Genomic DNA, 24,715 nt, shown 5'->3' on the forward strand with positions numbered 1-24,715 from the left:
GGTCCGCCGCCTTCCTGGTGCCCCGGCCTACCGTCCGGTGAGCGCGAGCGCCCGACCGAGCACGAACCTCGCCCGCAGCACGTTCTCCGTCGTGGGGTCGGCGAGCAGGTCCGCGACGGTTCGTTCGACGGTCGCCATCCCGAGGTCACCGGCAAGGCGCTGACGCGTGGCGAGCGCCTCGTGCTGCCATCCCGTGAGGCGGCGGCGGCCCGTCGCCCCGAGCGAGTCGACGACCTCGAGCGCGGGCTCGCAGACCCGCACGACGGGCCCTCGGTCGACGGGCTCGGCGACGTGCGTGGTCGTCGACGCCTTGCGCAACGCCGCGATCCGCGCCGTGAGGCGACGCATCGCGGTCCAGCCCGGCGCCGTGCGGTACACGGGCGACATCGAGGGCGAGAAGAGCTCGAGCCCTCCCGTGCCGTCGCGCAGGAAGATGCCCACGGGCTCGTCCGCTCCCCCGCCCGGCTCGCGCTCGACGAGGACCGCGACGACGGGTCGGCGCGACGCGACGACCGACAGCAGCGCCTCGACGCTCCGTTCCTGGTCGACCGCGACGCGCAGGACGTGCGTCGTGCCGTCGGCCGCCGTGACGGGCCAGGTCACCTCGCGGCGCACCTCCTCGACCCCGACCGCCCCCGTCTCGCGCACCATGACCAGGCGCACCCGGCGGGCCGCTCGACCGAAGCCCACCTCCCCGGTGGTCGCGGTGTCCTGGAGCCGCCCGGCGATCGTGCGCAGCTCCTCGACGTCGAACCTCTCGCCCCCCACGCGACGCGTGCGCGAGGTGACGCTGAGGGACCCGTCGGGGCGGACCTCGGGGGCCTCGAGCGTGAACGGTCCCGCACAGACGCTCGCGACCGAGGACCCCCACAGCATCGGCAGGTCCACGTCCCGGCGGAACGCCGGGTCTGCTCCCGACGGCCGCGCGGCCGTGGCCGTGCGCACCACGCCGTGCTCCTGGTCCCAGGCCGTGAGGGTCATGCCGCGCGCCCCGCTCGCGGCGCGCCACCACCGCACCCCGAGCGGCACGAGGCGCCCGGGACGTTCGTCGTCCTCGTCGGCCCCGGTGCCGCGCCCTCGCCGGGCCGGAGCGCCGACCAGGTCCGGCAGGGCCCCGGCCGGCGCGTCCCGGAGCGCGGCCGCGAGCGCCCACGCCTCGGCGAGCGCGCCCAGCGCGTCGGCCTCGGTCACGTCGTCGTCGCGCGACGCGAGCCCGTCGACGAGCCCTGCGGCGACGAGCAGGAGCCGGTGGAGCAGCAGGAGGCCCACGAGCCGGGCCCGTCCGGCGGCTCCTCGGAGCGCGTCGGCGGCGTCGGCACCGAGGTGGGACAGCCCGGCACCGACCACGTGCCCGACGACGGCGCTCGCCTCCTCGAGCCCCGCCCGCTGGGCGGTGGTCAGCTCGCCCGAGCTCTCGACCTCGATCTCGTGGGGCCACGACCACGCGCGGCCCTCGCGCGCGAAGACCCGGACCACCGCTTCGAGGCGGGCTGCGGCCTGGTCGGCGGCGGTCGACCTCCCCGCGACGACCATGCCGCCGTACCCCGCGGGGGCGACGAACACGACGTCGGTCGACGGGCCGCCGCTCGGCCACGAGATCGTGAGCCGTGCGCCGTCGATCGCGAGGTCGCACGCGTCGGTGATGCCGTTCCCTCCCTCCGCCACTCCCGCGAGGAGCACGCTCGGCAGACGCTCGACGACCCGCCGCACGGCCACCTTGCCCGCGGTCCGGCACACCGCGGCCGGGCTCAGGTCGAGGAGCGCGGCCAGAGGGCTGGGAGCATCGGCGGCCTCGGCAGGTCCGGCCCCTGCGGGGGTGCCGCGCCCACCGCCACCGCCGACCGCTCCACCGTCCACCGCCCCGGTACCGCCGTCGTCCGCGACGGGGCCGGGCGACGAGCCGTCCGGCCGCTCACGGGCCCAGAGGCACGCGGCCACGACGTGCTGGCACACGCCCGCCGTCGGGCACGAGCACGACGCGGCGACCGGACCCTTCGGCCCGAGCCGGACCTCCGCCGACCCGCAGGCGACCACGACCTCGTCCGGGGACTCCGACGCGAGCGAGACCTCTCCCCCGGCGAGGTCCTTGCGGGCGCGCCGCAGCAGGCCTGCGTTGCCGAGCGCGACGAGAGCGGCGTCGTCGTACCCCGCGAACACGGCCAACCATGCCGGGGTCATACGAGCACCTCCCCGAGCCACTCGGCGAACCGCTCGGGCGTGAGCGCGGCGACGTGCATGCCGCTCTCGGCCAGGCGACGCGCCGTGCCCTGGTCGTAGACGGGCTCGGCGGACTCGTCCAGCGCCGCGAGGCCGAGCAGCCGGACGCCCGACTCCGCGAGCCGCCGGACCGACGCGAGGAGCTGGGCCACCGACCCGCCCTCCTCGAAGTCGCTCACGAGCACCACGACCGTCCGGCTCGGGGTCGTCACCTGCTGCTCGGCGTAGCGCACGGCCTTGGCGATGTCGGTCCCGCCTCCCAGCTGGGCCGTGAGGAGGACCGCGACCGGGTCGTGCGCGAGGTGGGACAGGTCGACCACGTTGGTGTCGAACACCGCGAGCCGCACCGTGATCCCCGGCAGGGCCGACATGATGCCCGCGCAGACCGCGCTGTACAGGAGCGAGGCCGCCATGGACCCCGACTGGTCGACGAGGAGCACGACGTCCCAGGTGAGCGTGCGACGCGCACGGGACACGAACCGCACGTCCTGGACGATCAGCCGACCCGACCCGGGGTCGTAGCGCGAGAGGTTGGCCTGGAGCGTGCGCTTGCCGTCGAAGTTCTGGCTGACCTTGTGCATCGAGCGCCGCGACCTGTCCTTGCGTCCGCTCAGGGCCGTCGCGAACTGCGGGCGCAACCGCCGCACGATGTCCTCGACCACGCGCGCGATCACCGTCCGCAGCCCCGCTGCGGCGCGCTCGTCGAGCCGGCCGCGGACCTGCAGCAGCGCGGTCGCGAGCTCGCGGCTCGGCTCGAGGGCCTCGGCGGCGGCCGGGTCGGCGAGCAGCTCCGTGAGCCCGTAGCGGCTCACCGCGTCGACCTGCATGCGCTCGAACGTCTCGCGCGGGAAGAGCGTGCGCGCCTGGCCGAGCCAGTCGAGCGCCTTGAGCGCCGAGGGATCGAGGCTCCCTCCGCCGCCCCGCGCGCCCGGCTGCCTGCCCAGACGGTGGCCGCGCCCGACGTACTCGCGGTCGTAGAGATACTGCAGCGCACGTTCGATCCCGGCGTCGCCCGGTCCCTGCTGGAGCTCCTGGGCGGCGTAGCGCCCCAGGACGAGCCGCCAGCGGCGGGCGGCCTCCTGGTCGGTCACCTGGTCGGTCACCTGGCTGGTCGCCGGTGCGACCACACGGTCGGTCACGGGGACGGCGGTGCCGCCACCGGGGCGGCTGGCGCTGTCGCGGTCGGTGTGCGGGGCGGTCACGGGTGGTTCTCCTGGAGGTCGTGGTCGGCCTGGTCGTCGAGCACCCGGTCGGCGGCCGGGCCTGCGCGGCCCGCGGGGCCGGCGTGCGCGTGACGCGTGCCGCCGCCCCAGGCACCGAGGCCGTCGCGGTCGAGCATCGCGGCGAGCTCGCGCTCGAGGGCGAGGCCCGTCTCGAGGTCCTGCTCGGTCGCCGTCAGGTGCACGTCGATCCGCTCGGCGCGGGTCCCCGTGCGCTCGGCGACCTGCTGCGCGAGCCGGTGCGTCTCGGCGGGCTTGAGCCACGTGAAGGCGCGACGCAGGTCCGGCAGGACCGCCAGGAACGCGGCCTCGTCGAGGTCTCGCAGCCCGGCGTGGACCGCGTCGAACAGCTCGGGGGTGTGCAGCAGGAGGTCCGGGGCCACCCGCAGCAGCCCCCCGAGGAAGCGGACCGCGGCGACCGGGTCCGCGCCGGGGCTGAGCTGGGCGCGCACCTCGGCGACCAGCACGTCGTCGTCGAGGGCGTCGTCGACGGCGGCGAGGCCCACGAGGGCTCCCCGGACTCCAGGGGCCGTGCCGCGGTCCTCGCGCAGGCGGTCCAGCTCGCGGCGCACGGGCCCGACGCCTCCTCGTGCGCTGCGGCCGGGCGCTGCGCCGGTACCAGGCGTGTCCGCGAGAGCCGGCGCGCCGTCGTCGGGCACGCGGGGGCGATCGCCCGCACGGTGCGCCTCCCGCAGGAGGTCGCGCAGCGACACGAGCGTCCCGACGGCGTCGGGTTCCGCGTCCGCGTCGACCTTCCCGAGGCCGGGGACCAGGTAGGCGACGGTCGCGAGGCCGTGGTCGAGCAGGTCGAGCAGGTCCGCCGCGTGCTCCTCCAGGCCGAGCTCGACGCGCGCGTCCCACAGGTCCACGAGTCGGTGCAGCCCGCCGACGACCGACCCGAGCGACGGGTCGACGTCGAGCGTGGACCGCAGGAGAGCGACGAGCCGGTCGAGGTGGTCGGTGAGCCCCAGGACGACGGCCTGCGCGACGAGTCGCGCGACCCCGAGCGCCGAGCGGCCGGTCGTCGCGAGCTCGTGCTCGAGCCGGTGCAGGCGGTGCACCGCGACGGCCTCCAGGGTCGCCCCCTGGTGCGAGAGCTCGACGAGCGACGCCTCGACGAGGGGCGTCCAGGCGTACTCCCACTCCTCGACGAGCAGCCCCAGGCCGCGGCCCGACACGTGGTCCGGGCCCGAGACCTGGTGCGCGAACCCGCTCCCCACGAAGTCCATGAGGGCCAGGAACGCGCGTCGCTCCCGGTGGCGGGGCGTGCGGCGTGCGTCGAGGCGGGTGCGGCGCGGCGTCGAGTCGGTCACGACGAGCCGCAGCGCCTCGGCCCGTTCCCGGGCGCGCTGCACCAGCGGCGGCGACGCCGTGCCCGGCGGGACCTCGCCCAGCGCGCGCCCGCCGAACACCTCCGCGACAGCCTGCCCGAGCGGCCGGTCGATGCCCTCGCCCAGCCCGCCGTCGTCCTTGACGAAGCACGACGTGAGCGCGTCGAGCAGGTCCGTGCGCCCGGGCCACGGCCGTCCGCGCAGGTCCGCGAGGCGAACCGCCTGCTCGGCCGCCGACGAGACCTCCGCGAGGCTGACCTGCGCGCCGCGCGCGGTGGCCGCCGTGGCGACGTCGACGAGCAGCCCCGTGCCGAGCGAAGCCGGTCCCCCCGCCTCGTGGTGCGCCGCCCAGAGCCGCTCGTAGAAGCCCGGCGACGGCATGCCCGCGCCGTACCCCCGCAGCCCGTCGAGGCGTTCGTGGTCGTACCGGATGAGCCAGGCGTCGGCCGACGCCGGCGAGCCGTACCCACCGGCCGGACGGCGGCCCACGACCGCCTCACCCTCGGGCGCCCCGGTGAGCGCCTCGACGAGCGCGAGCGTGTGGAACGCGCCCGTCACGACGACCACGGGGCCGCTGACGCGGGCACGGTGCTCGGCGACCCGGGCGGACATGAGGGCCTCGCGCGCGAGCGACCCGTCGGCGTCGAGCACCTCCTCCTCGTAGTCGAGGCGGGCGAGCCCGGCCCACGCGAACACGTCGTCGAAGAGCTCGCGCCAGTCCGCGAGCCGGTCCCGCGTGCGCGCCTCGAACAGGTGGTCCCACACCTCGTCGAGGTCGCGGCACCCGAGGCGCTCTGCGATCGCGGCGATCGTGCGCGAGTGCGCCAGGTTCCGCTCGGACTGCAGGGTCCGGGCGAACGCGTCGCCGTCCGCATCGCGGGGGGCGTCCGGGTCGTCGGGTCCGGCGGGTGTCGCGCCCGCCGCACGGGCGGCCCACGACCGGTCGACGAACGCGACCTCCGCGCCCAGGCGTGCCCCGGTGCGCAGCGCGACCCACTCGGGCGAGAACTCGGCGAGCGGGTAGAAGCCTGCGCCCGCGCCGTCGGTGCCCAGGCTCAGCACCGCGACGGGCGGGCGCGTGCGCGGGTCGAGCAGCGCGGACAGCAGCCGGCCGTACTCCTCGGGCCCCTCGACGAGCACGACGGCGGGTCGCACCTCCTCGATGAGAGCCCCCACCGCGAGCGCGCACGCCGGGCTGTGGTGGCGCACCGGTGCGAGGTAGATGTCCTCGCCCCGTAGCGTCTCGACGCCCGCGACCGCCCGCCGCATCCGCTCCGGGGCGCGTCCCCACGCCGGCCGCGTCGGCGCGGGTGCTACTGCCACAGGGACTCCGCCGCCGAGAGGAAGGACTTCCAGCGCGGGTCGCGCCGTGCACGCTCGCGCACCACGTTGTCGACGTAGTGCCGGAGCCGTCTGGCGTCCTCCTCGTCCCCCTTGGAGGCCACGCCCGCGAGCTGGCGCGCGACCTCGGCGGGGGTCACCGTCCCGTCGCCGAGGTAGCGGGCCTCGAGCGACGCGGCGACCGCGACGTTGACGGCCTCGGCCGTCGACATCACGGTCTCGGGTCGCTTGACGGGCGCCCCGTTGCTCGTGGCCCCGGTCCGCAGGTCCTGGAACGCCGTGACGAGCACGTCCAGGACGTCCCTGCCGAGGGGTGGGCGGTCTGCCGCCGGCCCGAGCTCGGCCGTGAGCTGGGCCTCGATGAGGTCGATCTCGAACTGGCGGTCCGTGAGGGGCTTGATCGTCTCGAAGTTGAACCGCCGCTTGAGCGCGGCCGACATCTCGTGGACTCCCCGGTCCTTGAGGTTCGCGGTCGCGAGCACGTTGAAGCCCGGGCGGGCGGACACCCTGGCCTCGCTCCCGAGCTCGGGGATCATGAGCTGCTTCTCCGACAGGATCGAGACCAGGGTGTCCTGGATCTCGGGGGCGCAGCGCGTGATCTCCTCGAACCGGACGATCTTCCCGGCGCTCATGGCCTGCTGGACGGCCGACGGCACGAGCGAGCGCTCGCTGGGCCCCTCGGCGATGAGCAGCGCGTAGTTCCACGAGTACCGGATGTGGTCCTCGGTGGTGCCGGCGGTGCCCTGGACGGTGAGGTTCGACGTGCCGCTCACCGCGGCCGCGAGCAGCTCGGAGAGCATCGACTTCGCGGTGCCGGGCTCGCCCACGAGCATGAGGCCCTGGCGTCCCAGCAGGGAGACGACGGCACGGTCCACGAGCGGGTCGTCGCCGTAGAACTTGCGGCGCACCCCGAGCTCCTCGTCACCCACGACGAAGGCACGGACGGCCCGCGGGCTGAGCCGCCAGCCGGGCGGGAGCTCTGCTCCCCTGGCCTGGTCGGCCGCCTCGAGAGCGGCGAGCTCGTGCGCGAACCGCACCTCGGCAGGCGGGCGGATCTCCTGGGCCACCTCGCGGTCGGGGACCGGGGGCGTGCTGCTCGGTGCGGCGGTCGGTGTGGTCACCATGCGCTCTTCTTCTCCCACTCGGCGTCGAAGCTGCCACCGGCAGCGACGGTCAGGTAGTCGCGGTAGGACTCCGCGACCAGGACGGGCGGCAGGTCCGCGAGGCGCGCCTCGGCGCTCTGCCCGTAGGCCCGCGTGGTGCGGCGGAAGACGAGCTGGGTGAGGGCTGCGGGGATGTTCTCCTCGGGCAGGAACGCGCCAGTGAACTCGATGATCGCGGTGATCCCCACGCTCGGGTACGCCTTCTCGTAGCCCGAGAACCACCCTCCGTCCTCGGCCTGGCTGCGTGAGTAGCCGAGCTTGGTCGCGCGGCCGCGCACCGTGAAGCTGTCGGTGAGCCAGCCCTGGCGGTCCGCGATCGACGTCGCCTTCTGGTCCGTGACGGGCACCGCGACCTCGAGCTGGTCGAACAGCGGCTTGATCTCGTAGTCGGTGAGGTGCTCGCGCCAGCGGTCGGTCTGGTCCGCGCCGAGCAGCACGCCGTGCGCGACCGACACGGTCGCACCGTCGGCGAGGGTCACGTCCTCGTCGTCGACGTCGATCAGCGCTCCCCCGTCGCCCGGCCGGAACGCCCGCTGGTCCGGACCGGGGTTCTCGAGCCAGACGAGGCCGGCGGCGAGCCGCGACATGATCGGGTGGCCGGCCACGAACTCCTGCCAGTCCGCCACCGGCCACTCGCGGCCCGTGCACATGGCCTCGTGGAGGCGCTGGGTCTGGAGGGCGACGACGGCCTTGAGCTCCTTGCGACTCGCCGAGAGCTGGGCCTTGGCCGCCTTGACCTGGTCGGGGTCGTCGTCGGCGCGGGGTGCGGGCAGCGCCTTGACGACCTTGCCCGCGTCGTTGGTGAGCTCGAGCGTGAAGGTGGGCGTGATGCGCGCCGTATACTCGCGCGACCCGAGGTCGAGGTGCAGGATCCCGTCGTCCTCGAAGCCCGCGGTCTGCACCGTGCGGTCGGCGAGCTCCTCCGCGGACCAGCCACGACGCTCGGCCAGGTCCTCCGCGAGCGTCCGGGCGGTCGTCTGCACCGTGGCCTGGCGGTGGCGCCGGGCGACCGACAGCAGGAGCTGGACCGCGGCCGGCTCGCCGTTGGCCGCGAGCGCCCGGACGAGCGCCTCGATCTGGGCCCGTCGGGTGATGTGCGCCGTGAGGTACTGCTGCGCGGCTCGGGCGAGCTCGGCGCCGGGCATGCCGACCGTCAGTGCGAGGAGTCCCTTGTCGGCGATGGCCGAGCCGAGGTAGGTCGACTGGTGCTCGCGATACGCGTCCTGATGGTGCTGGTCGACGGTCCGGGACGCCTCGGCCTCGTAGTACTGCGGGTGCTGCTTGTACCAGTGCTGGTAGCGGTCGTAGCGCTGCTGGGCCTCGCGGTCGGCGAAGGCGCGGCTCTCCTCGGCGGAGGGGCCTCGCGTGTCCTGCCCGATCCACGCGTCGAGCACGAACCGGCCGAGAGCCGCGCGGCTCTGCTCGTCGAGCAGCGAGACGTAGCGGGCGATCAGCCCCAGCCCGCTGGGGTCCTTGAGCTTGACGGCGAGCACGACCCACCACCGCACGACCTCGGCCGGCACGGGCTTCCCGTCCGCGGCCCACCGGAGCTGGGGCAGCCCGTCGACGGGGAACCAGGCCATGCTCGCGGGGGCCTTGCCCTTGAGGCCCTTGGTCGCCTCGGCGAGCAGGGTCGCGGGGGCGATCTCCGTGGAGATGTCGTCGCCGAGCGCCTCGAGCGCTCCGAGGAGCGCTGCGCGGGCCACCTCGCGGCGTTCCTTGGTGAGCGCCGCACGCAGCGCCGGGATCGCGGCCGGGTCTCCCAGGCGCTGGAGCCAGACGGCGGCCGTGACCCGGATCTCGGTCTTGCCGTCTCGCAGCCCCTGCTCGGCCAGGTCGCGGGCGCCGGCATGCGACTCGAGCACCTTCTGCGCGGCGACGCGGTGCGTCTTGCCCTCCCCGAGCGCGAGCTCGGCCAGGCGTGGGAGGTACCGGTTCGGGATCGTGGGGAAGCCGCCGAGGATCGTGAGCGCGACCTCGAGCCGCTCGGTGCGGCTGTAGGTGTCGACCTTGGTCGGGGGGCGCAGACCGAGGTGGGTCTCGAGCGCGGCCGGGTGCTCGGCGTAGTAGGGCCACAGGTGCTCGGGCGCGAACGTCTCCCGGGCGAACCAGGAGTCGAACACGAGCTCCGCGACGGCCGACTCGGAGTCCTGGACGCCCGCGCGCTCGACGCCGTCGGCCAGGATCCGCACGTCCATCGCGAGGTCGGACGTGGCGTTGAGCTGGTACCAGGGGTACCGCTGCCGGCCTCCGCCGTGCGAGCGCGCGAAGCGGATGTCGTGGAGCATGGTCAGGCCCTCGAGGCGGTTGCGGATCGCTGGTGCCTGGAGCTCGCCGAGCACCTTGTGCGGCGGCACCTTGGTGAGTGCCCCGGAGAGGTACTGGGCGACCTGACGGAGGTGGTCGTCGGTGATCGCCGAGAGGTCCTTGACCGTTCCCCGGGCGTGGGAGAGCCGCCAGTTCTGGGCGTCGGCCTTGGGCAGTGCCTCGAGGTCCTCGAGCTCCTTGCGGGCTGCCGCCAGGCGGCGGTCGACCGCGTCGCGCGCCGAGCGGACGAACGGCTCGCCGAGCTCGGCGTCGGGCAGCGGGGTGAAGGGCGGGAGGTCGAGGGGCTCGTCGACCACGACCGTCTCGACGTCGAGGGCCGTGGCGCGCTCGATCGCGTTCGAGAGCAGCGTGCCGCGAGCGCCGCGGCCGTCGGCGGCGTGGGCGCGGCGGAGGGCGTCGAGCCCGCCCTCGACGCCCGCGAGGTGGGTCACCAGCCCGGCGAGGCGGCTCGCGGGCATCGTGGTCAGGAGAGGTTCGAGGAGCTCGACCTGGTGGGCGGCGGGCAGGGTCGCCAGGTTGCCGGCTGCCTGCTCGCGCACCGACTTCGCGTTGTCGGTCGCGAGCTGCGCGACGAGCCCGACGAACGCGTCGCGCACGCCGGGCCGGGGGCGCAGGAACCGGAGGAGCTCGACCTTGCCGGTCGCGCGCAGCGCGGCGGCCGCGTCGCTGGTCTCCTGGAGGTGGGCGAGCAGGTACTCCTCGACTCCCGGCTGGGCCGCGAACGTCGCGAGCGGGTCGCCGTAGTAGTCGGCCGTGGCGGGGCGGTCGAAGATCGCGGAGACGACGGCGGCCGGGATGCGTCCGTCGGCGACGCCGCCCTCTCGCGCGATCGCGACGAGCAGCTCGGGGGTCCAGCCTCCGCGGATGCCGGGCTTGTCGCCCTTGCCCGTCGTGCGTCGGCCGCTGCAGGACTTGGCGACGTCGGTCAGGAGTGCCGCGTACCAGGCGGGGAGCCGGTCCGAGGTGCGCGAGACGTCGGGAGAGACGGCGGCGAGGAGCCGTCCCAGGCGGATGAGGGCCTCGATCCGGACGGGCTCGGTGAGGGTGTAGAGGTTGTTGCGGGCCGTGACGCCCTTGTTCACGGTCCAGCCGGGTACGCGCTCCTTGATGGCCTTGTCCTGGGCCTGGGTCGTGTACGACCACCTGCCCAGCGTCGCAGGGCGGTCGAGGAGGCGGTCGAGCGCGTCGTCGCCGCGCTGGGAGAGCTCGGTGAGGAGCTCGGGCCCGTCGCCGGCGTGGACGTAGGCGACCGCGCGGGCCGCGAGGCCCTCGGTGTCCGCGTCGAGGATCTTCAGGCCGTCGACCAGCCTCGCCGACGGCCCGCCCCGCCGCCCGTCGTCCGCACGGTCCGCACCGGGCGACGTGCCGCCGCCCTCGACCGCACCGTCGTGGTCTCCCTGGAGCCACCCTCTGATCTTCTCGAACACGCGTCCCACCGTCTGCTCCGGGCCGCCGGACCGGGGTCCGGGGGCCGCCGCGCTCCATCGGCACGGCGTCGTCGGTCACAGTAGGAGAAGCCACCGACACGCGTCGATGCTGTCAGTAGAGCGAGGCCGGGTGACGCTGCCGGGGCGCTCGCCGCAGCCGCAACCCGTCGACGACCGGACGCGGGAGGTCCGGCGAAGGGAGGTCCACCGGCGGTGAGCGGCGAGGGAGCCTGGTGATCGCTCGACCTCGCGTACCCTCGCCGAGCGAGGGCTGGGGTGGGCCCGGAGGGACTCGAACCCCCGACATCCACGGTGTAAGCGTGGCGCTCTAACCAACTGAGCTACAGGCCCCAGAACAGCGGTGCACAGCCTACCGGGTCACCGGCACCACTCGGCACATCGGTCGCAGATCGGGCATAGCCTGCCCGACGGCGGCGGTCACCGCGCGCGGAGCAGGGCGCACGTCCGTCGCACGGTGGACCGAGACGCACCGGCTCCAACGACGGCCCCCGACGCACGACGGGCGCACCGCAGCACGAGGCAGCGGCGCGCCCGTCGAGGGAACGACCGTCAGAGGGACGCGAGCGCCGCCCGGTACCCCGCGAGGTCCCGACGCTGCCCGCGCGGGTTCACGACGGACCACCGGACGACGCCGTCCGCGTCGATCAGGAAGCTGCCGCGGATCGCGAGGCCGCGTTCGTCGTCGAACACCCCGTACTGGCGCGAGACCTCGCCGTGCGGCCAGAAGTCGGACAGGAGCCCGAACGTGTAGCCCTCCTGCGCGGCCCAGGCCTTGAGCGAGAACACGGGGTCGCACGAGATCGCGAAGAGCGTGACGCCCGCGGTCTCGAAGTCCTCGATGTTGTCGCGGAGCTCGCACAGCTCGCTCGTGCACGTCCCCGAGAAGGCGAACGGCACGAACACGAGCAGGACGGGGCCGCCGCGCAGTTCCGAGAGCCGGACCGGGGTGCCGTGCGTGTCGGTGAGCGTGAAGTCCGGGGCGAGGTCGCCGGGCCGTACCGTCAGCTCGGGCGCCGGGGCGCCACCCGGGGCAGGCTCAGCGCCCACGACCACGCGTGCCGAGCTTGGTCGCGGACCAGTCGGGCGCGATCGCGAAGGTGCTCGTGGCGTGCAGCCCGGCCGTGGTCGCGGCCTCCTGCAGGTCGTTGTGCCCCACGTGGCCCTCGCGGCCCGCCTTGGGCGTGAAGATCCAGATGAGCCCACCGTCGTCGAGCACGGTCTGGACGTCGACGAGCATGTCGGTCAGGTCGCCGTCGCCCTCGCGCCACCAGACCACGACACCGTCGGTGACGTCGCCGTAGTCCTCGTCCACCAGCTCGGAGCCGACGAGCTCCTCGATCTCGGCGCGGAGGTCGTCGTCGACGTCCTCACCCCAACCGAACTCCTGCACCACATGGCCAGAGAGGAACCCCAGGCGTCCTGCACCCTGGGGGTCCGGCGTCGCTCCCACTTGTGTCTCTTTCCCTTCTTCGTACTGCTCGATGATCTGTGACCTGCTTGGCAAAGGTAGCCCACGCCACTCCCGCGTGCCTCAGCAGAGCGGGTGCGTCGCACGCGGCATCTCGACCGGCGCAGTTGCACCAGTGTTGCGGGGTTCTGCACTCGGCACAACGTCGACGCACCCTGGAAGGTGCCTCGATCACCCTGCGCGGGCTGCGTCGTCGGGCGTGCGGGCGTCCCGCGCACCCCGACGAGGCACCCTCCTGCACGCTCTGCTCACCGGACGCACACACTCCTGTGTCACGGAGATCACGCTCTCTTGACCCCCTTGTGGTGTGACTTCCAGGCCGCGGGGTAACAGAATGGTTCGACCACCCGACAGTGTGGAGGGCACGGTCGCCACCAGCGGCTGCTCCCGCCCCGCAGGAGTGGCTGGAGGTGAGCGGGCACGGTGTACCGCGCCGTGATTCAATCCGAATACCGCTCCGAACAAGATATGAGGTTGCTGGTGGCTTCGTTTGACGAGACCGGACCGCTGATCAACGGTCTGCTCAGCCAAGTACCGGACATCGACCCCGCTGAGACGAGCGAGTGGGTCGAGTCCCTGGACGGACTGATCGACGACCGCGGCGGCCCGCGTGCGCGCTACGTCCTGCTCAACATGCTCAAGCGGGCACGCGAGCGCAACGTGGCGATCCCGACGTCGGTCAACACCCCCTACGTCAACACCATCGGTGTGCACGAGGAGCCGTACTTCCCTGGTGACGAGGCCATGGAGCGCCGTTACCGCAGCTGGAACCGCTGGAACGCCGCCGTCATGGTCACGCGTGCACAGCGCCCCGGGATCGGGGTCGGCGGGCACATCTCGTCCTACGCGTCGGTCGCGACGCTGTACGAGGTGGGCCTGAACCACTTCTTCCGCGGCAAGGACCACCCGGGCGGCGGTGACCAGGTCTACTTCCAGGGTCACGCGAGCCCCGGCGTGTACGCGCGCGCGTTCCTCGAGGGCCGCCTCTCGGCCGACCAGCTCGACGGGTTCCGCCAGGAGAAGTCGCACGCGGGCGGCGGCCTGCCGTCCTACCCTCACCCGCGCCTCATGCCGGACTTCTGGGAGTTCCCCACGGTCTCGATGGGTCTCGGCCCGGCCTCCGCGATCTACCAGGCGTGGACCAACCGCTACCTGCACAACCGCGGCATCAAGGACACGAGCCAGCAGAACGTCTGGGCCTTCCTCGGCGACGGCGAGATGGACGAGCCGGAGAGCCGCGGCATGCTGCAGCTCGCCGCGCAGCAGGGCCTGGACAACCTGAACTTCGTGGTCAACTGCAACCTGCAGCGCCTCGACGGCCCGGTCCGCGGCAACGGCAAGATCATCCAGGAGCTCGAGGCGCAGTTCCGCGGCGCGGGCTGGAACGTCATCAAGGTCATCTGGGGCCGCGAGTGGGACACCCTGCTCAACGCCGACAAGGACCGTGCGCTCGTCAACCTGATGAACGTCACGCCCGACGGCGACTACCAGACCTACCGCGCCGAGAGCGGCGCGTTCATCCGTGAGCACTTCTTCGGTCGCGACCCGCGCACCAAGGCGCTCGTCGAGAACATGTCGGACGACGACATCTGGGCCCTCAAGCGTGGCGGCCACGACTACCGCAAGCTGTACGCGGCGTACGCGGCGGCCACGGCCCACACGGGCCAGCCGACGGTCATCCTGGCGCACACGGTCAAGGGCTACGGCCTGGGGTCGGGCTTCGCGGGACGCAACTCGACGCACCAGATGAAGAAGGTCGGCCTGGCCGACCTCAAGACGCTGCGCGACTCGCTGCGCATCCCGATCACGGACGAGGAGCTCGACGCCAACCCGTACGAGCCCCCGTACTACCACCCGGGTGCGGACGCGCCGGAGATCCAGTACATGCAGGAGCGTCGTCGTCAGCTCGGCGGGTACGTGCCCGAGCGCCGGGCCGCGCCGGCCCCGGTCACGCTGCCGGGCGACAAGACGTACGAGATCCTCAAGAAGGGCTCGGGCAACCAGGAGATCGCCTCCACCATGGCGTTCGTCCGGCTGCTCAAGGACCTCATCAAGGACAAGGAGATCGGCAAGCGCATCGTGCCGATCATCCCGGACGAGGCCCGGACGTTCGGTCTGGACTCGATCTTCCCGTCCGCGAAGATCTTCAACACGCAGGGCCAGAACTACCTCGCCGTGGACCGCGAGCTCATGCTGAGCTACAAGGAGTCCGAGGCCGGGCAGATCATGCACACCGGCATCAACGAGGCCGGTTCCGCGGCCGCGTTCCAGTCGGTCGGCACCTCCTACGCCACGCAGGGCGAGGTGATGATCCCGTTCTACATCTTCTACTCGATGTTCGGGTTCCAGCGCACGGGCGACCAGTTCTGGGCCGCGGGCGACCAGCTCACGCGCGGGTTCATCATCGGCGCGACGGCCGGGCGCACGACGCTCACCGGTGAGGGCCTCCAGCACGCGGACGGTCACTCGCCGCTGCTCGCCGGCACCAACTCGGCGATCGTCCAGTACGACCCGATCTACGGCTACGAGATCCGCCACATCGTGCGCGACGGCATCGAGCGCATGTACGGGCCGGGCAAGGACGGTCACGGCGAGGACGGGCGCGACCAGAACGTCATGTACTACCTGACGGTCTACAACGAGCCCATGCAGCAGCCGGTCGAGCCGGAGGACGTGGACGTCGAGGGCATCCTGCGCGGCATCCACCGCATCAAGGTGTCCGAGGCCTCGGGTCCCAAGGCGCAGATCCTCGCCTCGGGCGTGGGCGTGCCGTGGGCGCTGGAGGCGCAGGAGCTCCTCGAGAAGGACTGGGGCGTCTCCGCCGACGTCTGGAGCGTCACGAGCTGGAACGAGCTGCGCCGCGACGGCCTGGCCGCCGAGCAGGACGCGTTCCTCAACCCGGCCGCGACGCCGCGCGTGCCGTACCTGACGGCCAAGCTCCAGGGCGCCGAGGGACCGTTCGTCGCGACGAGCGACTACGACCACCTCGTCCCGGACCAGGTCCGGCAGTGGGTCCCGGGCGACTACGCGGTGCTCGGTGCGGACGGCTTCGGCTTCTCCGACACGCGTGCCGCGGCCCGTCGTCACTTCAAGATCGACGGCCCGTCCGTGGTCGTCCGCGTGCTCCAGCAGCTCGCGAAGCAGGGCAAGGTCCCCGCGGAGGCCTCTGCCCAGGCGATCGAGAAGTACCGTCTGATGGACGTCACGGCCGGCACGTCCGGCAACGCGGGCGGCGACTCCTGATCGTCCCCCGCCCGTAGTGCCCGACGGCGCCGCTCCCCGCGCGAGGTGAGCGGCGCCGTCGGCGTTCGGGGGGGCGGGTGACGCGGGGCGCGCCCTTCCGCGGGGCGGGTGCGCGGCCGTCGGGCTGCGTCCCCGGGTGAGGGCTACGTGCCCGAGCGGTGCTGCTCCGCGTGCGCGATCGCGAGCGTGAGCTCGTGCTGCAGCGGCACCACGAGGGCGCGGTCGGGGTACAGCCCGAGCGACGCGAGGTGGTGCTTGGCCTCGAAGATGCGGTCGGCCTCGATCGCGGCCAGGACGAGCTCGCGCCCGGCCGCAGGGGTGTGCTCCTTGGCCCGCCAGTGCCCCACCCCGAGCCCGAGGGCCTCGACCGGGAGCCCGGCCTCGCGCAGGATCTCCATGCTCTCGGCGAGCGCGAGCCCCGACGGGTCCCGCTCGGCGGCCGTCGCGAACCGCCGCAGCGCCGCCTCCTGGTCGTCGTCGAGCGAGAGCCGTCCCAGCTCGACGAGCGGGTACCACCCGCGCGGGTGCCCCGCGAGCTCCTCGGCGAGCGCCCAGACGGCGAGGTCGGCGGCACGCTGCTTCTCGCTCTCGTCGGCCGGTGCCGCGAGCGGGTCGGCCGACACGTGGGACTCCGCGGCCCGGCGCCGGACGATCTCCGCGAGCGCCTGGAAGGCCCGCTCGTCGTTGGGGTCGTCGACGAGCATCGCGCGCAGCGCGTCCTCGTGCACGGTGTCGCCGCGGCGCTCGGCGCTGGTCGGACGGCGCGCGCCGACCTTCGACGCCGAGGACGGGCGTCGCATGAGCTGTCGGAGTCGGGGCATCAGGGCCATGGATCGACACTAGCGGCTCCGGTGCGGCTCGCCCCCGGAAGACCACACAGCGCACGGTCAGGTTTTGTGGACTCCCCACAACGATGCCGCCCGGACGCCGTATGCTCGGGACGTGCCGATCACGGGGAACACCGACAACCTGCAGCGACTTCGGGACGGCAGCGGGATGCTGGCCGCCGCAGCCCTGCGACGCCTCGACGAGGACCTCCCCTGGTACCGGGCGCTGCCCGCGGAGGACCGGTCGTACGTGGGTCTGGTCGCGCAGTCGGGCATCACGGCGTTCGTGACCTGGTACGCCAACCCTGCCTCTCCGCCGCACGGGGTCAGCGAGATCTTCGCCGCCGCCCCGTCCGAGCTGACCCGGTCCATCTCGCTGCAGCACACCCTCCAGCTCGTACGGATCGTGGTCGAGGTCGTCGAGGCCTACTCCGACCGGCTCGCGATCCCGGGCGGCGAGCGCGACCTGCGCGAGGCCGTGCTGCGCTACTCGCGCGAGGTCGCGTTCTCGGCGGCCGAGGTCTACGCCCGCGCGGCCGAGGTCCGGGGGGCGTGGGACGCACGCCTCGAGGCCCTCATCGTCGACGCCCTGATCCGCGGCGACGGCGACGACTCGCTGCGCTCACGCGTCTCGGCGCTCGGGTGGAGCGGGCACGGGTCGACGCTGGTCATGGTGGGTACCGCGACGTCGGCCCTCGACGACCTGCGCACGGCCGAGCTGCGCCGCGCGACCCGGCGCGCCGCCGGGGACGCGCTCGTCGGGATCCACGGCGACCGCCTGGTCCTGGTCCTGGGCGGCGCGGGCGACCTGCAGGCCGCGGCCGCGTCGCTGCTCCCCCGGTTCGGCCCGGGCCCCGTCGTCATCGGCCCCACGGTCCCCTCGCTCGACGACGCCGCCCGCTCGGCGCAGGCCGCGCTCGCAGGGCTGGCCGCGGCCCCCGCGTGGCCCCAGGCGCCGCGGCCGGTCCTCGCGGACGACCTGCTGCCCGAGCGCGTCCTGACGGGCGACACCACGGCCCGCCGGACCCTCGTCGTCCAGGCCTACCGTCCGCTCCTGGAGAGCACGGGCGCGATCCTCGAGACGCTCTCGGCGTACCTCGGCACGGGCCGCTCGCTCGAGGCCGCCTCGCGCAGCCTGTACGTGCACCCCAACACGGTCCGCTACCGCCTGCGCAAGGTTGCCGAGATCACGGGCTGGGACCCGCTCGACGCGCGCGAGTCGTTCGTGCTCCAGGTCGCGCTCGCACTCGGTCAGCTGTCCTCGGGGCCCGCGGGCCGCTGAGCGACGGCCCTCCGTGACGGTCGGCACGCGGCGGGCCGTGCGTGCGCACGGGGCCGCGCCGCGGTTCTTGTAGGTTCGGCACAAACGGCCCCGACAAGGTTGGTGCGGGTCGTGACGTCACACGGACCGCCCCGGTTGGCACAGTTGACGGGTGCTAGCCGTCTTGTGCCCTGGACAGGGCTCCCAGTCCCCCGGAATGCTCGCCCCCTGGCTCGAGCTGCCCGGGGTCCCCGCGCAGCTCGACGCGTTCTCCGCCGCGTCCGGCCTCGACCTGCGTGCCCACGGCACCGAGTCCGACGCCGACACCATCCGTGACACCGCGGTGGCCCAGCCGCTCATCGTGTCCGCCTCGCTGATCGCCTTGCGCGCGATCCTCGACGGTCGGGACACGTGCGAGGTCGTCGACGTGACCGCTGGCCACTCGGTCGGCGAGTTCGCCGCCGCTGCCGTGGCCGGGGTCTTCGAGGACGCCGCCGCCGTGGGGCTGGTGACCCGCCGCGCCCGCTTCATGGCCGAGGCCGCGGCCGCGACCCCGACCGGCATGGCCGCGGTCGTGGGGGGCGACGCCGACGAGGTCCTCGCCGCGATCGAGGCCGCGGGCCTGTGGCCCGCGAACGTCAACGGCGGTGGTCAGGTCGTCGCCGCGGGCTCGCTCGAGGGCATCGCGGCGCTCGGGGAGAACCCGCCCGCCAGGGCGCGGGTCATCCCGCTCCAGGTCGCGGGCGCGTTCCACACCCCGTTCATGCAGTCCGCGCTCGACGCGTTCGCCCCGGTCGCGGCCGGGTGGGACGCGACGGACCCGCGCCTGCCGCTCCTCTCGAACGCCGACGGCGCCTCGTACGCGAGCATCTCGGGTGCGGAGTCCGGTGGCCTGTTCGGCGTGAAGGGCGACGTCCTCTCGCGTCTCACGGCCCAGATCGCGGCCCCGGTCCGCTGGGACCTGTGCCAGGAGACGCTCGCGTCGCTCGGCGTGACCGCGATCCTCGAGCTCGCGCCGGGCGGGGTCCTCACGGGCCTCGCGCGCCGTACGCTCCCCGGCGTGGAGACGGTCGCGGTCAAGTCGACCGCGGACATCGACAAGGCACGGGACCTGATCGCGCGCCACAGCGACGCGGGCGCCTCCGGCTCGGCCGTCGAGGGCGCCGCGGCGGAGCCCTCGGCGTGAGCGCGCTGACGATCCGGCAGGCCGCGGGCGCCGAGCACTCGCGCATCCTGGGGATCGGCGGGGTCCGTGGCGAGAACGTCGTGACGAACGACGACCTCGCGGGCCCGATCGACTCGTCCGACGAGTGGATCCGCCAGCGCACGGGCATCGTCACGCGCCGCCGCGCGGGGGCCGACGTCGACGTGCTGGACCTGTCGGAGGCCGCGGCCCGCAAGGCGATCGCGACCGCCGGGCTGACGGGCGGGGACATCGACGCCGTCCTGTTCGCGACGACGACCTACTTCCACCAGACGCCGGCCGCCGCGGCCGTGCTCGCGGACCGGATCGGCGCGACGCCCGCTGCGGCGTACGACATCTCGGCCGCGTGCGCGGGGTACGCGTACGGCATCGCGCAGGCCGACGCCCTGGTGCGCTCGGGCGCGGCCCAGCACGTCCTCGTGGTGGGTGCCGAGAAGATGAGCGACTTCGTCGACCCGACCGACCGCAGCATCTCCTTCCTGCTCGGCGACGGCGCCGGCGCGGCGGTCGTCGGGCCCTCGGACACGCCGGGCATCGGCCCGACGATCTGGGGCTCGGACGGTGGCAAGGCTCCCGCGATCCGCCAGACCCACGCCTGGTCCGACCTGCGCGAGCACCCCGAGCTCGGCTGGCCCACTCTGCGCCAGGACGGTCAGACGGTCTTCAAGTGGGCCGCCTTCCAGATGGCACCGGTCGCCGAGAAGGCCCTCGCGGCCGCGGGCGTGACCGCACAGGACGTCCAGGCCTTCATCCCGCACCAGGCCAACATGCGGATCATCGACCAGATGATCAAGCAGCTGGGCCTGCCGGAGTCCGTCGCCGTCGCACGCGACATCGCCGAGACGGGCAACACCTCGGCCGCCTCGATCCCGCTCGCGACCGAGCGCCTGCTCGCGGAGGGGCTCGCACGGTCGGGCGACCTCGCGCTGCAGATCGGCTTCGGCGCGGGCCTCGTCTACGCGGCGCAGGTGATCGTCCTCCCGTAGGGGAGAATCATCCTGTCCGTCCCCCGGCCGGCCCCGCTGGTCGACCAGGGCACGACGACGCACGACCCACTGTTCCACTGCAAGTTCCCGGTGCCGGACGGCCCCGGTACCCCTCAGAAGGAGAATCCCATGGCTTACACCGAGCAGGAAGTCCTCGCTGGACTGGCGGAGATCGTCAGCGAAGAGACCGGCCTCCCCACGGACGCCGTCGTCGCCGAGAAGTCCTTCACGGACGACCTCGACATCGACTCGCTCTCGATGATGACGATCGTCACGCACGCCGAGGACAAGTTCGGCGTCCGCATCCCCGACGAAGAGGTCAAGAACCTCGCGACCGTCGGCGACGCGGTGTCGTTCATCACGGGCGCGCAGGCCTGACCTGCCGACCTGCGCCAGGTCCCGTGGACCTGGCCGGTGCGGGCCGGCGGTCGACGCACCGCCGGCCTGCCCGCCCCTCCCTCTTCCCCCTCAGACACCTGGAGCTGCCATGACCTCCCCCCGCGAAGTCGTCGTCACCGGCCTCGGCGCCACCACGCCGCTCGGCGGGGACGTGGCCTCCACGTGGGCCGCCGCCCTCGCCGGTCAGTCCGGCGCGCGCACCCTCGAGAACGACTGGGCCGAGCGCTACGAGATCCCCGTGACGTTCGCCGCCCAGATCAAGGTCAAGCCGGAGGACGTCCTCCCCCGCCCCGAGATCAAGCGCATGGACCCCTCGACGCAGTACGCGATGATCGCGGCGCGCGAGGCCTGGGCCGACGCGGGCAGCCCCGGGGTCGACGGCGAGCGCCTGGGCGCGGTCGTGTCGTCGGGCATCGGCGGCATCTGGACCACCCTCGAGGGCTGGGACACGCTCAAGGAGCGCGGCGCGCGCCGCATGCTGCCCATGACGGTCCCCATGCTCATGCCCAACTCCCCCGCGGCGTACGTCTCGCTCGAGTTCGGCGCACAGGCCGGTGCGCACGCGCTGGTCTCGGCCTGCGCGTCGGGTGCGGAGGCCATCGGCTACGGCATCGACATGATCCGTGCAGGTCGCGCGGACGTGGTCGTGGCCGGCGGCACCGAGGCCACGATCCACCCCATGCCGATCGCCGCGTTCGCCGCCTCGCGCACCCTGTCCCTGCGCAACGACGACCCGCAGGGCGCCTCGCGTCCCTACGACGTCGACCGCGACGGATTCGTGATCGGTGAGGGCGCGGGCATCGTGGTGCTGGAGAGCGCCGAGCACGCCGCCGCCCGCGGTGCACGCGTCTACGCCCGCATCGGCGGCGTGGGCCTGTCGGCCGACGCCTACCACATCACCTCGCCGGACCCCGAGGGCCGCGGTCAGGTCGCCGCGATGACCCGAGCGCTCGCCGAGGCGAAGGTCGAGGCGCGCGACGTCGTGCACGTCAACGCCCACGCCACCTCGACCAAGGTCGGGGACCTCACCGAGACCCGATCGATCCGCACGGTGCTGGGCGACGACGCGGACCACGTCCTGCTGTCGGCGACCAAGTCCATGACCGGCCACCTGCTGGGCGGTGCGGGGGCCCTGGAGACCATCTTCACGGTCAAGGCGGTGCACGAGCGGCTGGCTCCTCCCACGATCAACGTCGCGCAGCCGGACCCCGAGCTCCAGGTCCCCCTGGTGCGCGACACCCCGGCGACGCTGCCCGCGGGCGACATCGCCGCGATCAACAACTCGTTCGGGTTCGGCGGGCACAACGTGGCCCTCGTGGTGACGAACGCCTGACCCTCCCCCGGGCGCGGCGCCCGGGGACCTGACGACGCCCGGTGGGTGGGGTGGACCTCGGTCCGCTCCGGCCCGCCGGGCGTCGTCGCGTCCGGACGGTGAAGGCCCCGGGGCGGCCCGCCGGCCACCCCGGGGCCCGCCGGTCGCCCTGCCCGGCGGGGATTCCGTGGGATCGTTAGCACCGGTTATCATTCCTCGAACGCGGTCGTTCGGGCCGTCCTCGATGTGGAGGTGCACGGTGAGCTCCGCGGGTTCCCGCACGGTCGCGCAACGCGTCGCCCTGGTCGTCGTGGCGGCGCTGGTCGCGTTCCACATGTTCTCGACCTTCCTCTGGGCCGCGCCCACGTCGGCGATCAACGACAAGGCCTCGCCGGTCACGTCCAGGCACATGTATCCCCTGTTCGCGCAGAACTGGCAGATCTTCGCGCCGGACCCGCAGTCGGTCGACCTGCGCGTGTGGGTGCGCGCGACGACCACGGACGAGGCCGGCGTCGAGTCCGTCTCCGAGTGGGCCAACCTGGGGGACGTCTTCAACGAGCAGGTGCGGCACCAGATCCTGCCGACCCGCACCTGGCGCATCCCGGTGAGCATGAACCGCTTCTTCACCACGTCCTACAGCTCGCTCGAGGGCCAGCAGCAGGCCGTCGTCCACTCGGACCACGTCTCGGCCGACGGGCAGAGCGGGCGGCAGGACCTCACGCGGGCCCTCCTGGGGACGGGGATGAGCGTGAGCACCATGGACGCGTACCTGCTCTCCGAGGACTCGCTCTACGAGTTCGGCACGCTCGCCGCGATGGACCTGTGGCCGGACCAGGACCTGGTCGCGATCCAGATGAGCACGTCGACGCAGGGGGTCGTGCCGTTCGAGCAGCGGCTCACGCCCGGGATCCAGCGTCCCGAGGAGCAGTTCACCCGGCTGGGCTGGCGCGACCCGTCGCCGGTCACCTCTCAGGCCCGGGCCGGGTTCAGCAGCGTCTTCGGAGGGTGGGTCTCATGAGCGAGGACACCGGCACCCTGGGGGTGCGGGAGCTCGTGGCGGGCGCGACGGGTTGGGTGCGCAGCACCTGGGCCGCGGGCGAGTCGTGGATGCTCGACTCCCGCAAGGCGTCCTACGGCGTCGCGGTGCTCCGGATCGGCTTCGGGCTGATCATCGCGGTGCAGCTCGTGGCGAACTGGGGTGATCGCAGCCTCGCGTGGGGCGCGGGCCGCAGCTTCGCGCAGGGACGGGTCGAGGTCGACGAGTTCCCCTCGTGGCTCGACGTCCTCTTCGACGGGTCGGCGCCGCCCTGGACTTTCGACCTGCAGTACGTCGCGCTGATCGTCCTGTCGGTGCTGCTGGTCCTGGGCTGGCGATCGCGCATCGTGATCCCCGTGCTGTTCGTGCTCTACCTCGCGCTGTTCCGCACCAACGCGTACATCGGCGACGGGGGCATCCAGCTCCTGCGCATGGTCCTGCTGTACATGCTCTTCGTGGACACGTCGGGCCGGTGGTCCCTCGATGCCCGACGGCGGCGCGCGGCCGCCGCTGCCGGCAGGCCCTCGCGGTTCGCGTCGTGGGCGTGGCTCGCGACGCTGCTGCACAACGGCGGCGTGGTCCTCATCGCGTTCCAGATCTTCGTGGTCTACGTGGCCTCGGCCATGTACAAGATCCAGGGCGGCATGTGGCAGCACGGCACCGCGATCTACTACGTCTTCCAGCTCGACGAGTTCTCGACCTGGCCTGCGGTCACCGAGGTCATGGGACGGTCGGGGGTGCTCATCGCGATCCTCAGCTACAGCGCGGTGTTCGTGCAGCTCTTCTTCCCGTTCCTGCTGCTGCGCCGGTCCACCCGGATCCTCGCGCTCGTCGCGATCACGGGCATGCACCTGGGCATCGGGGTGCTCATGGGCCTCATGTACTTCTCGATGACCATGATCGCGATCGACGCGATCTTCATCCGCGACGTGACGTACCAGGCCGCCGAACGCCGTCTGGCACCCGTCCTGCGGCGCGGGTGGGACCGGGTGCGCCGTCGCCCGCGCGCTGCCCCGCCGGAGCCCGTCGCCCCGGTGGGCCCCGACACGGACCTCCAGCCGGTCGGTGCCGCCGCGGGCCACCGCACCGAGGGGACCGCCGGGTCGGGCGGGGCGGGGGCCCCGGAGCAGCCGCGCCCGGAGACGACGATGCCTGCCGGGTCCTAGTAGCCGGCAGGCATCGGACGACGAGGTCGTCGGGAGCCCCGTGACGGGGTCGGGCGGGTTCAGCCCACGCGGTGGAGCCAGCGCACGTTGGAGTCCTCACCGGCGTGACGGAAGGGTTCGAGCTCGTCGTCCCACGCCTTGCCGAGGGCCAGGTGCAGGGCCTCGCGCATGGCCCGGTTGTCGTGCGAGACCTCGAGCGCGGCACGCACCCGGTCCTCGGGGATCACGACGTTGCCGTGCACGTCGGTCACGGCATGGAAGATGCCCAGGTCAGGGGTGTGGGACCAGCGGGCGCCGTCGGCCCCGTGGCTCGCGTCCTCGGTGACCTCGTAGCGCAGGTGCGACCAGCCGCGCAGCGCCGAGGCGAGGCGGGCGCCCGTCCCCTGCGCGCCCTGCCAGGCGAGCTCCGCCCGGTAGAGGTCGCGCGCGGCGGGCTGCTCGGTCCAGTCCAGCGCGACGCGCACGCCCAGGACGTTCCCGGCTGCCCACTCCAGGTGCGGGCTCAGCGCCCGGGGCGCCGAGTGCACGAAAAGAACACCGCGTGTGATGGCACCAGTCATGTCGTTCCTCCCTAGGTCGAGGTTTCGTCTTCCCCAACGTCCTCACCAGGGGTGAACCATCATGTCTGAACGCCCAACGGTATACGAGCCATATCCTGCCCGAGTGTCGGGCCGTTCGCGAGGGCAGACCCACCTCCCGTGGAATTCACCCTCCCGCGGCCGGTGTGCTCCGACGGTCGGACGCCCGGTCGGCAGACGGCGCCGT

General features: G+C 73.4%; 17 protein-coding genes and 1 tRNA gene. 8 read left to right on the plus strand and 10 right to left on the minus strand.

Annotated features, from left to right (window positions below; all coding sequences use genetic code 11):
- Positions 1-27 precede the first annotated feature (27 nt).
- The 8 genes from NHG27_RS01310 to NHG27_RS01345 all read right to left on the minus strand — a co-directional run bounded on the left by NHG27_RS01310 (position 28) and on the right by NHG27_RS01345 (position 12,498).
- A complete protein-coding gene (locus NHG27_RS01310) occupies positions 28-2,178 on the minus strand; it encodes a hypothetical protein (protein ID WP_497014492.1) in 2,151 nt (716 codons plus the stop codon).
- On the minus strand, positions 2,175-3,419 hold the full coding sequence (locus NHG27_RS01315; protein WP_497014493.1) for a VWA domain-containing protein: 1,245 nt from the start codon (positions 3,417-3,419) through the stop codon (positions 2,175-2,177). The genes NHG27_RS01310 and NHG27_RS01315 overlap by 4 nt, the downstream gene beginning before the upstream one ends.
- Positions 3,416-6,091: a DUF5682 family protein gene (locus tag NHG27_RS01320; protein WP_497014494.1), complete on the minus strand. Its 2,676-nt coding sequence runs from the start codon at positions 6,089-6,091 to the stop codon at positions 3,416-3,418. The genes NHG27_RS01315 and NHG27_RS01320 overlap by 4 nt, the downstream gene beginning before the upstream one ends.
- Positions 6,082-7,233, minus strand: coding sequence for an ATP-binding protein (locus NHG27_RS01325; RefSeq protein ID WP_497014495.1), 1,152 nt, complete (start codon positions 7,231-7,233; stop codon positions 6,082-6,084). Before NHG27_RS01325 ends, NHG27_RS01320 begins: the two co-directional genes overlap by 10 nt.
- Complete coding sequence (locus NHG27_RS01330) at positions 7,227-11,027, minus strand: DUF4132 domain-containing protein (protein ID WP_497014496.1); 3,801 nt, start codon at positions 11,025-11,027, stop codon at positions 7,227-7,229. The genes NHG27_RS01325 and NHG27_RS01330 overlap by 7 nt, the downstream gene beginning before the upstream one ends.
- A gap of 277 nt (positions 11,028-11,304) precedes the next feature.
- Positions 11,305-11,378: transfer RNA gene (locus NHG27_RS01335), tRNA-Val, on the minus strand.
- Between the two features lie 219 nt (positions 11,379-11,597).
- A complete protein-coding gene (locus tag NHG27_RS01340; RefSeq protein WP_497014497.1) occupies positions 11,598-12,095 on the minus strand; it encodes a peroxiredoxin in 498 nt (165 codons plus the stop codon).
- Positions 12,085-12,498, minus strand: a complete 414-nt coding sequence (locus tag NHG27_RS01345; RefSeq protein WP_193720345.1) for a DUF3052 domain-containing protein — start codon at positions 12,496-12,498, stop codon at positions 12,085-12,087. Before NHG27_RS01345 ends, NHG27_RS01340 begins: the two co-directional genes overlap by 11 nt.
- Positions 12,499-12,996: 498 nt before the next feature.
- Here NHG27_RS01345 and aceE point away from each other — a divergent pair, with 498 nt between their 5' ends.
- On the plus strand, positions 12,997-15,759 hold the full coding sequence (aceE, locus tag NHG27_RS01350; RefSeq protein ID WP_497014498.1) for a pyruvate dehydrogenase (acetyl-transferring), homodimeric type: 2,763 nt from the start codon (positions 12,997-12,999) through the stop codon (positions 15,757-15,759).
- Between the two features lie 143 nt (positions 15,760-15,902).
- Here the strand turns inward: aceE and NHG27_RS01355 are convergent, their stop codons facing one another.
- Positions 15,903-16,589, minus strand: coding sequence for a hypothetical protein (locus NHG27_RS01355; RefSeq protein ID WP_497014499.1), 687 nt, complete (start codon positions 16,587-16,589; stop codon positions 15,903-15,905).
- A 166-nt stretch (positions 16,590-16,755) separates the two neighbouring features.
- Between NHG27_RS01355 and NHG27_RS01360 the strand changes: the two genes are divergently transcribed.
- From NHG27_RS01360 to NHG27_RS01390, 7 genes are all read left to right on the plus strand, one after another.
- On the plus strand, positions 16,756-17,868 hold the full coding sequence (locus NHG27_RS01360; RefSeq protein WP_193720372.1) for a PucR family transcriptional regulator: 1,113 nt from the start codon (positions 16,756-16,758) through the stop codon (positions 17,866-17,868).
- A 151-nt stretch (positions 17,869-18,019) separates the two neighbouring features.
- Positions 18,020-19,033, plus strand: a complete 1,014-nt coding sequence (locus NHG27_RS01365) for an ACP S-malonyltransferase (RefSeq protein WP_497014500.1) — start codon at positions 18,020-18,022, stop codon at positions 19,031-19,033.
- Positions 19,030-20,037, plus strand: a complete 1,008-nt coding sequence (locus NHG27_RS01370; protein ID WP_497014501.1) for a beta-ketoacyl-ACP synthase III — start codon at positions 19,030-19,032, stop codon at positions 20,035-20,037. Before NHG27_RS01365 ends, NHG27_RS01370 begins: the two co-directional genes overlap by 4 nt.
- A gap of 129 nt (positions 20,038-20,166) precedes the next feature.
- A complete protein-coding gene (locus tag NHG27_RS01375) occupies positions 20,167-20,415 on the plus strand; it encodes an acyl carrier protein (protein ID WP_193720350.1) in 249 nt (82 codons plus the stop codon).
- Positions 20,416-20,524: 109 nt separating this feature from the next.
- The gene (locus NHG27_RS01380; protein ID WP_497014502.1) at positions 20,525-21,769 is read left to right on the plus strand and encodes a beta-ketoacyl-[acyl-carrier-protein] synthase family protein; all 1,245 of its coding nucleotides are present in this window, start codon (positions 20,525-20,527) and stop codon (positions 21,767-21,769) included.
- Between the two features lie 238 nt (positions 21,770-22,007).
- Entirely contained in the window at positions 22,008-22,766 is a 759-nt protein-coding gene (locus NHG27_RS01385; protein ID WP_193720352.1) for a DUF5819 family protein, read from the plus strand.
- Positions 22,763-23,950, plus strand: a complete 1,188-nt coding sequence (locus tag NHG27_RS01390) for an HTTM domain-containing protein (protein WP_497014503.1) — start codon at positions 22,763-22,765, stop codon at positions 23,948-23,950. Before NHG27_RS01385 ends, NHG27_RS01390 begins: the two co-directional genes overlap by 4 nt.
- A 59-nt stretch (positions 23,951-24,009) precedes the next feature.
- Here the strand turns inward: NHG27_RS01390 and NHG27_RS01395 are convergent, their stop codons facing one another.
- Positions 24,010-24,510 (minus strand): DUF3145 domain-containing protein, encoded by a 501-nt coding sequence (locus NHG27_RS01395; protein ID WP_193720354.1) that lies wholly within the window; start codon positions 24,508-24,510, stop codon positions 24,010-24,012.
- Positions 24,511-24,715: the final 205 nt, after the last annotated feature.

The organism is Oerskovia sp. 140933, from assembly GCF_059651515.1.

Bases quoted from the DNA above. Each gene is read 5' to 3' on its own strand.
- NHG27_RS01325 (WP_497014495.1), bottom strand. From the start codon at position 7,233: ATGGTGACCACACCGACCGCCGCACCGAGCAGCACGCCCCCGGTCCCC.
- NHG27_RS01375 (WP_193720350.1), top strand. From the start codon at position 20,167: ATGGCTTACACCGAGCAGGAAGTCCTCGCTGGACTGGCGGAGATCGTC.
- NHG27_RS01355 (WP_497014499.1), bottom strand. From the start codon at position 16,589: ATGGCCCTGATGCCCCGACTCCGACAGCTCATGCGACGCCCGTCCTCG.
- NHG27_RS01380 (WP_497014502.1), top strand. From the start codon at position 20,525: ATGACCTCCCCCCGCGAAGTCGTCGTCACCGGCCTCGGCGCCACCACG.
- NHG27_RS01360 (WP_193720372.1), top strand. From the start codon at position 16,756: ATGCTGGCCGCCGCAGCCCTGCGACGCCTCGACGAGGACCTCCCCTGG.
- NHG27_RS01395 (WP_193720354.1), bottom strand. From the start codon at position 24,510: ATGACTGGTGCCATCACACGCGGTGTTCTTTTCGTGCACTCGGCGCCC.
- NHG27_RS01390 (WP_497014503.1), top strand. From the start codon at position 22,763: ATGAGCGAGGACACCGGCACCCTGGGGGTGCGGGAGCTCGTGGCGGGC.
- NHG27_RS01310 (WP_497014492.1), bottom strand. From the start codon at position 2,178: ATGACCCCGGCATGGTTGGCCGTGTTCGCGGGGTACGACGACGCCGCT.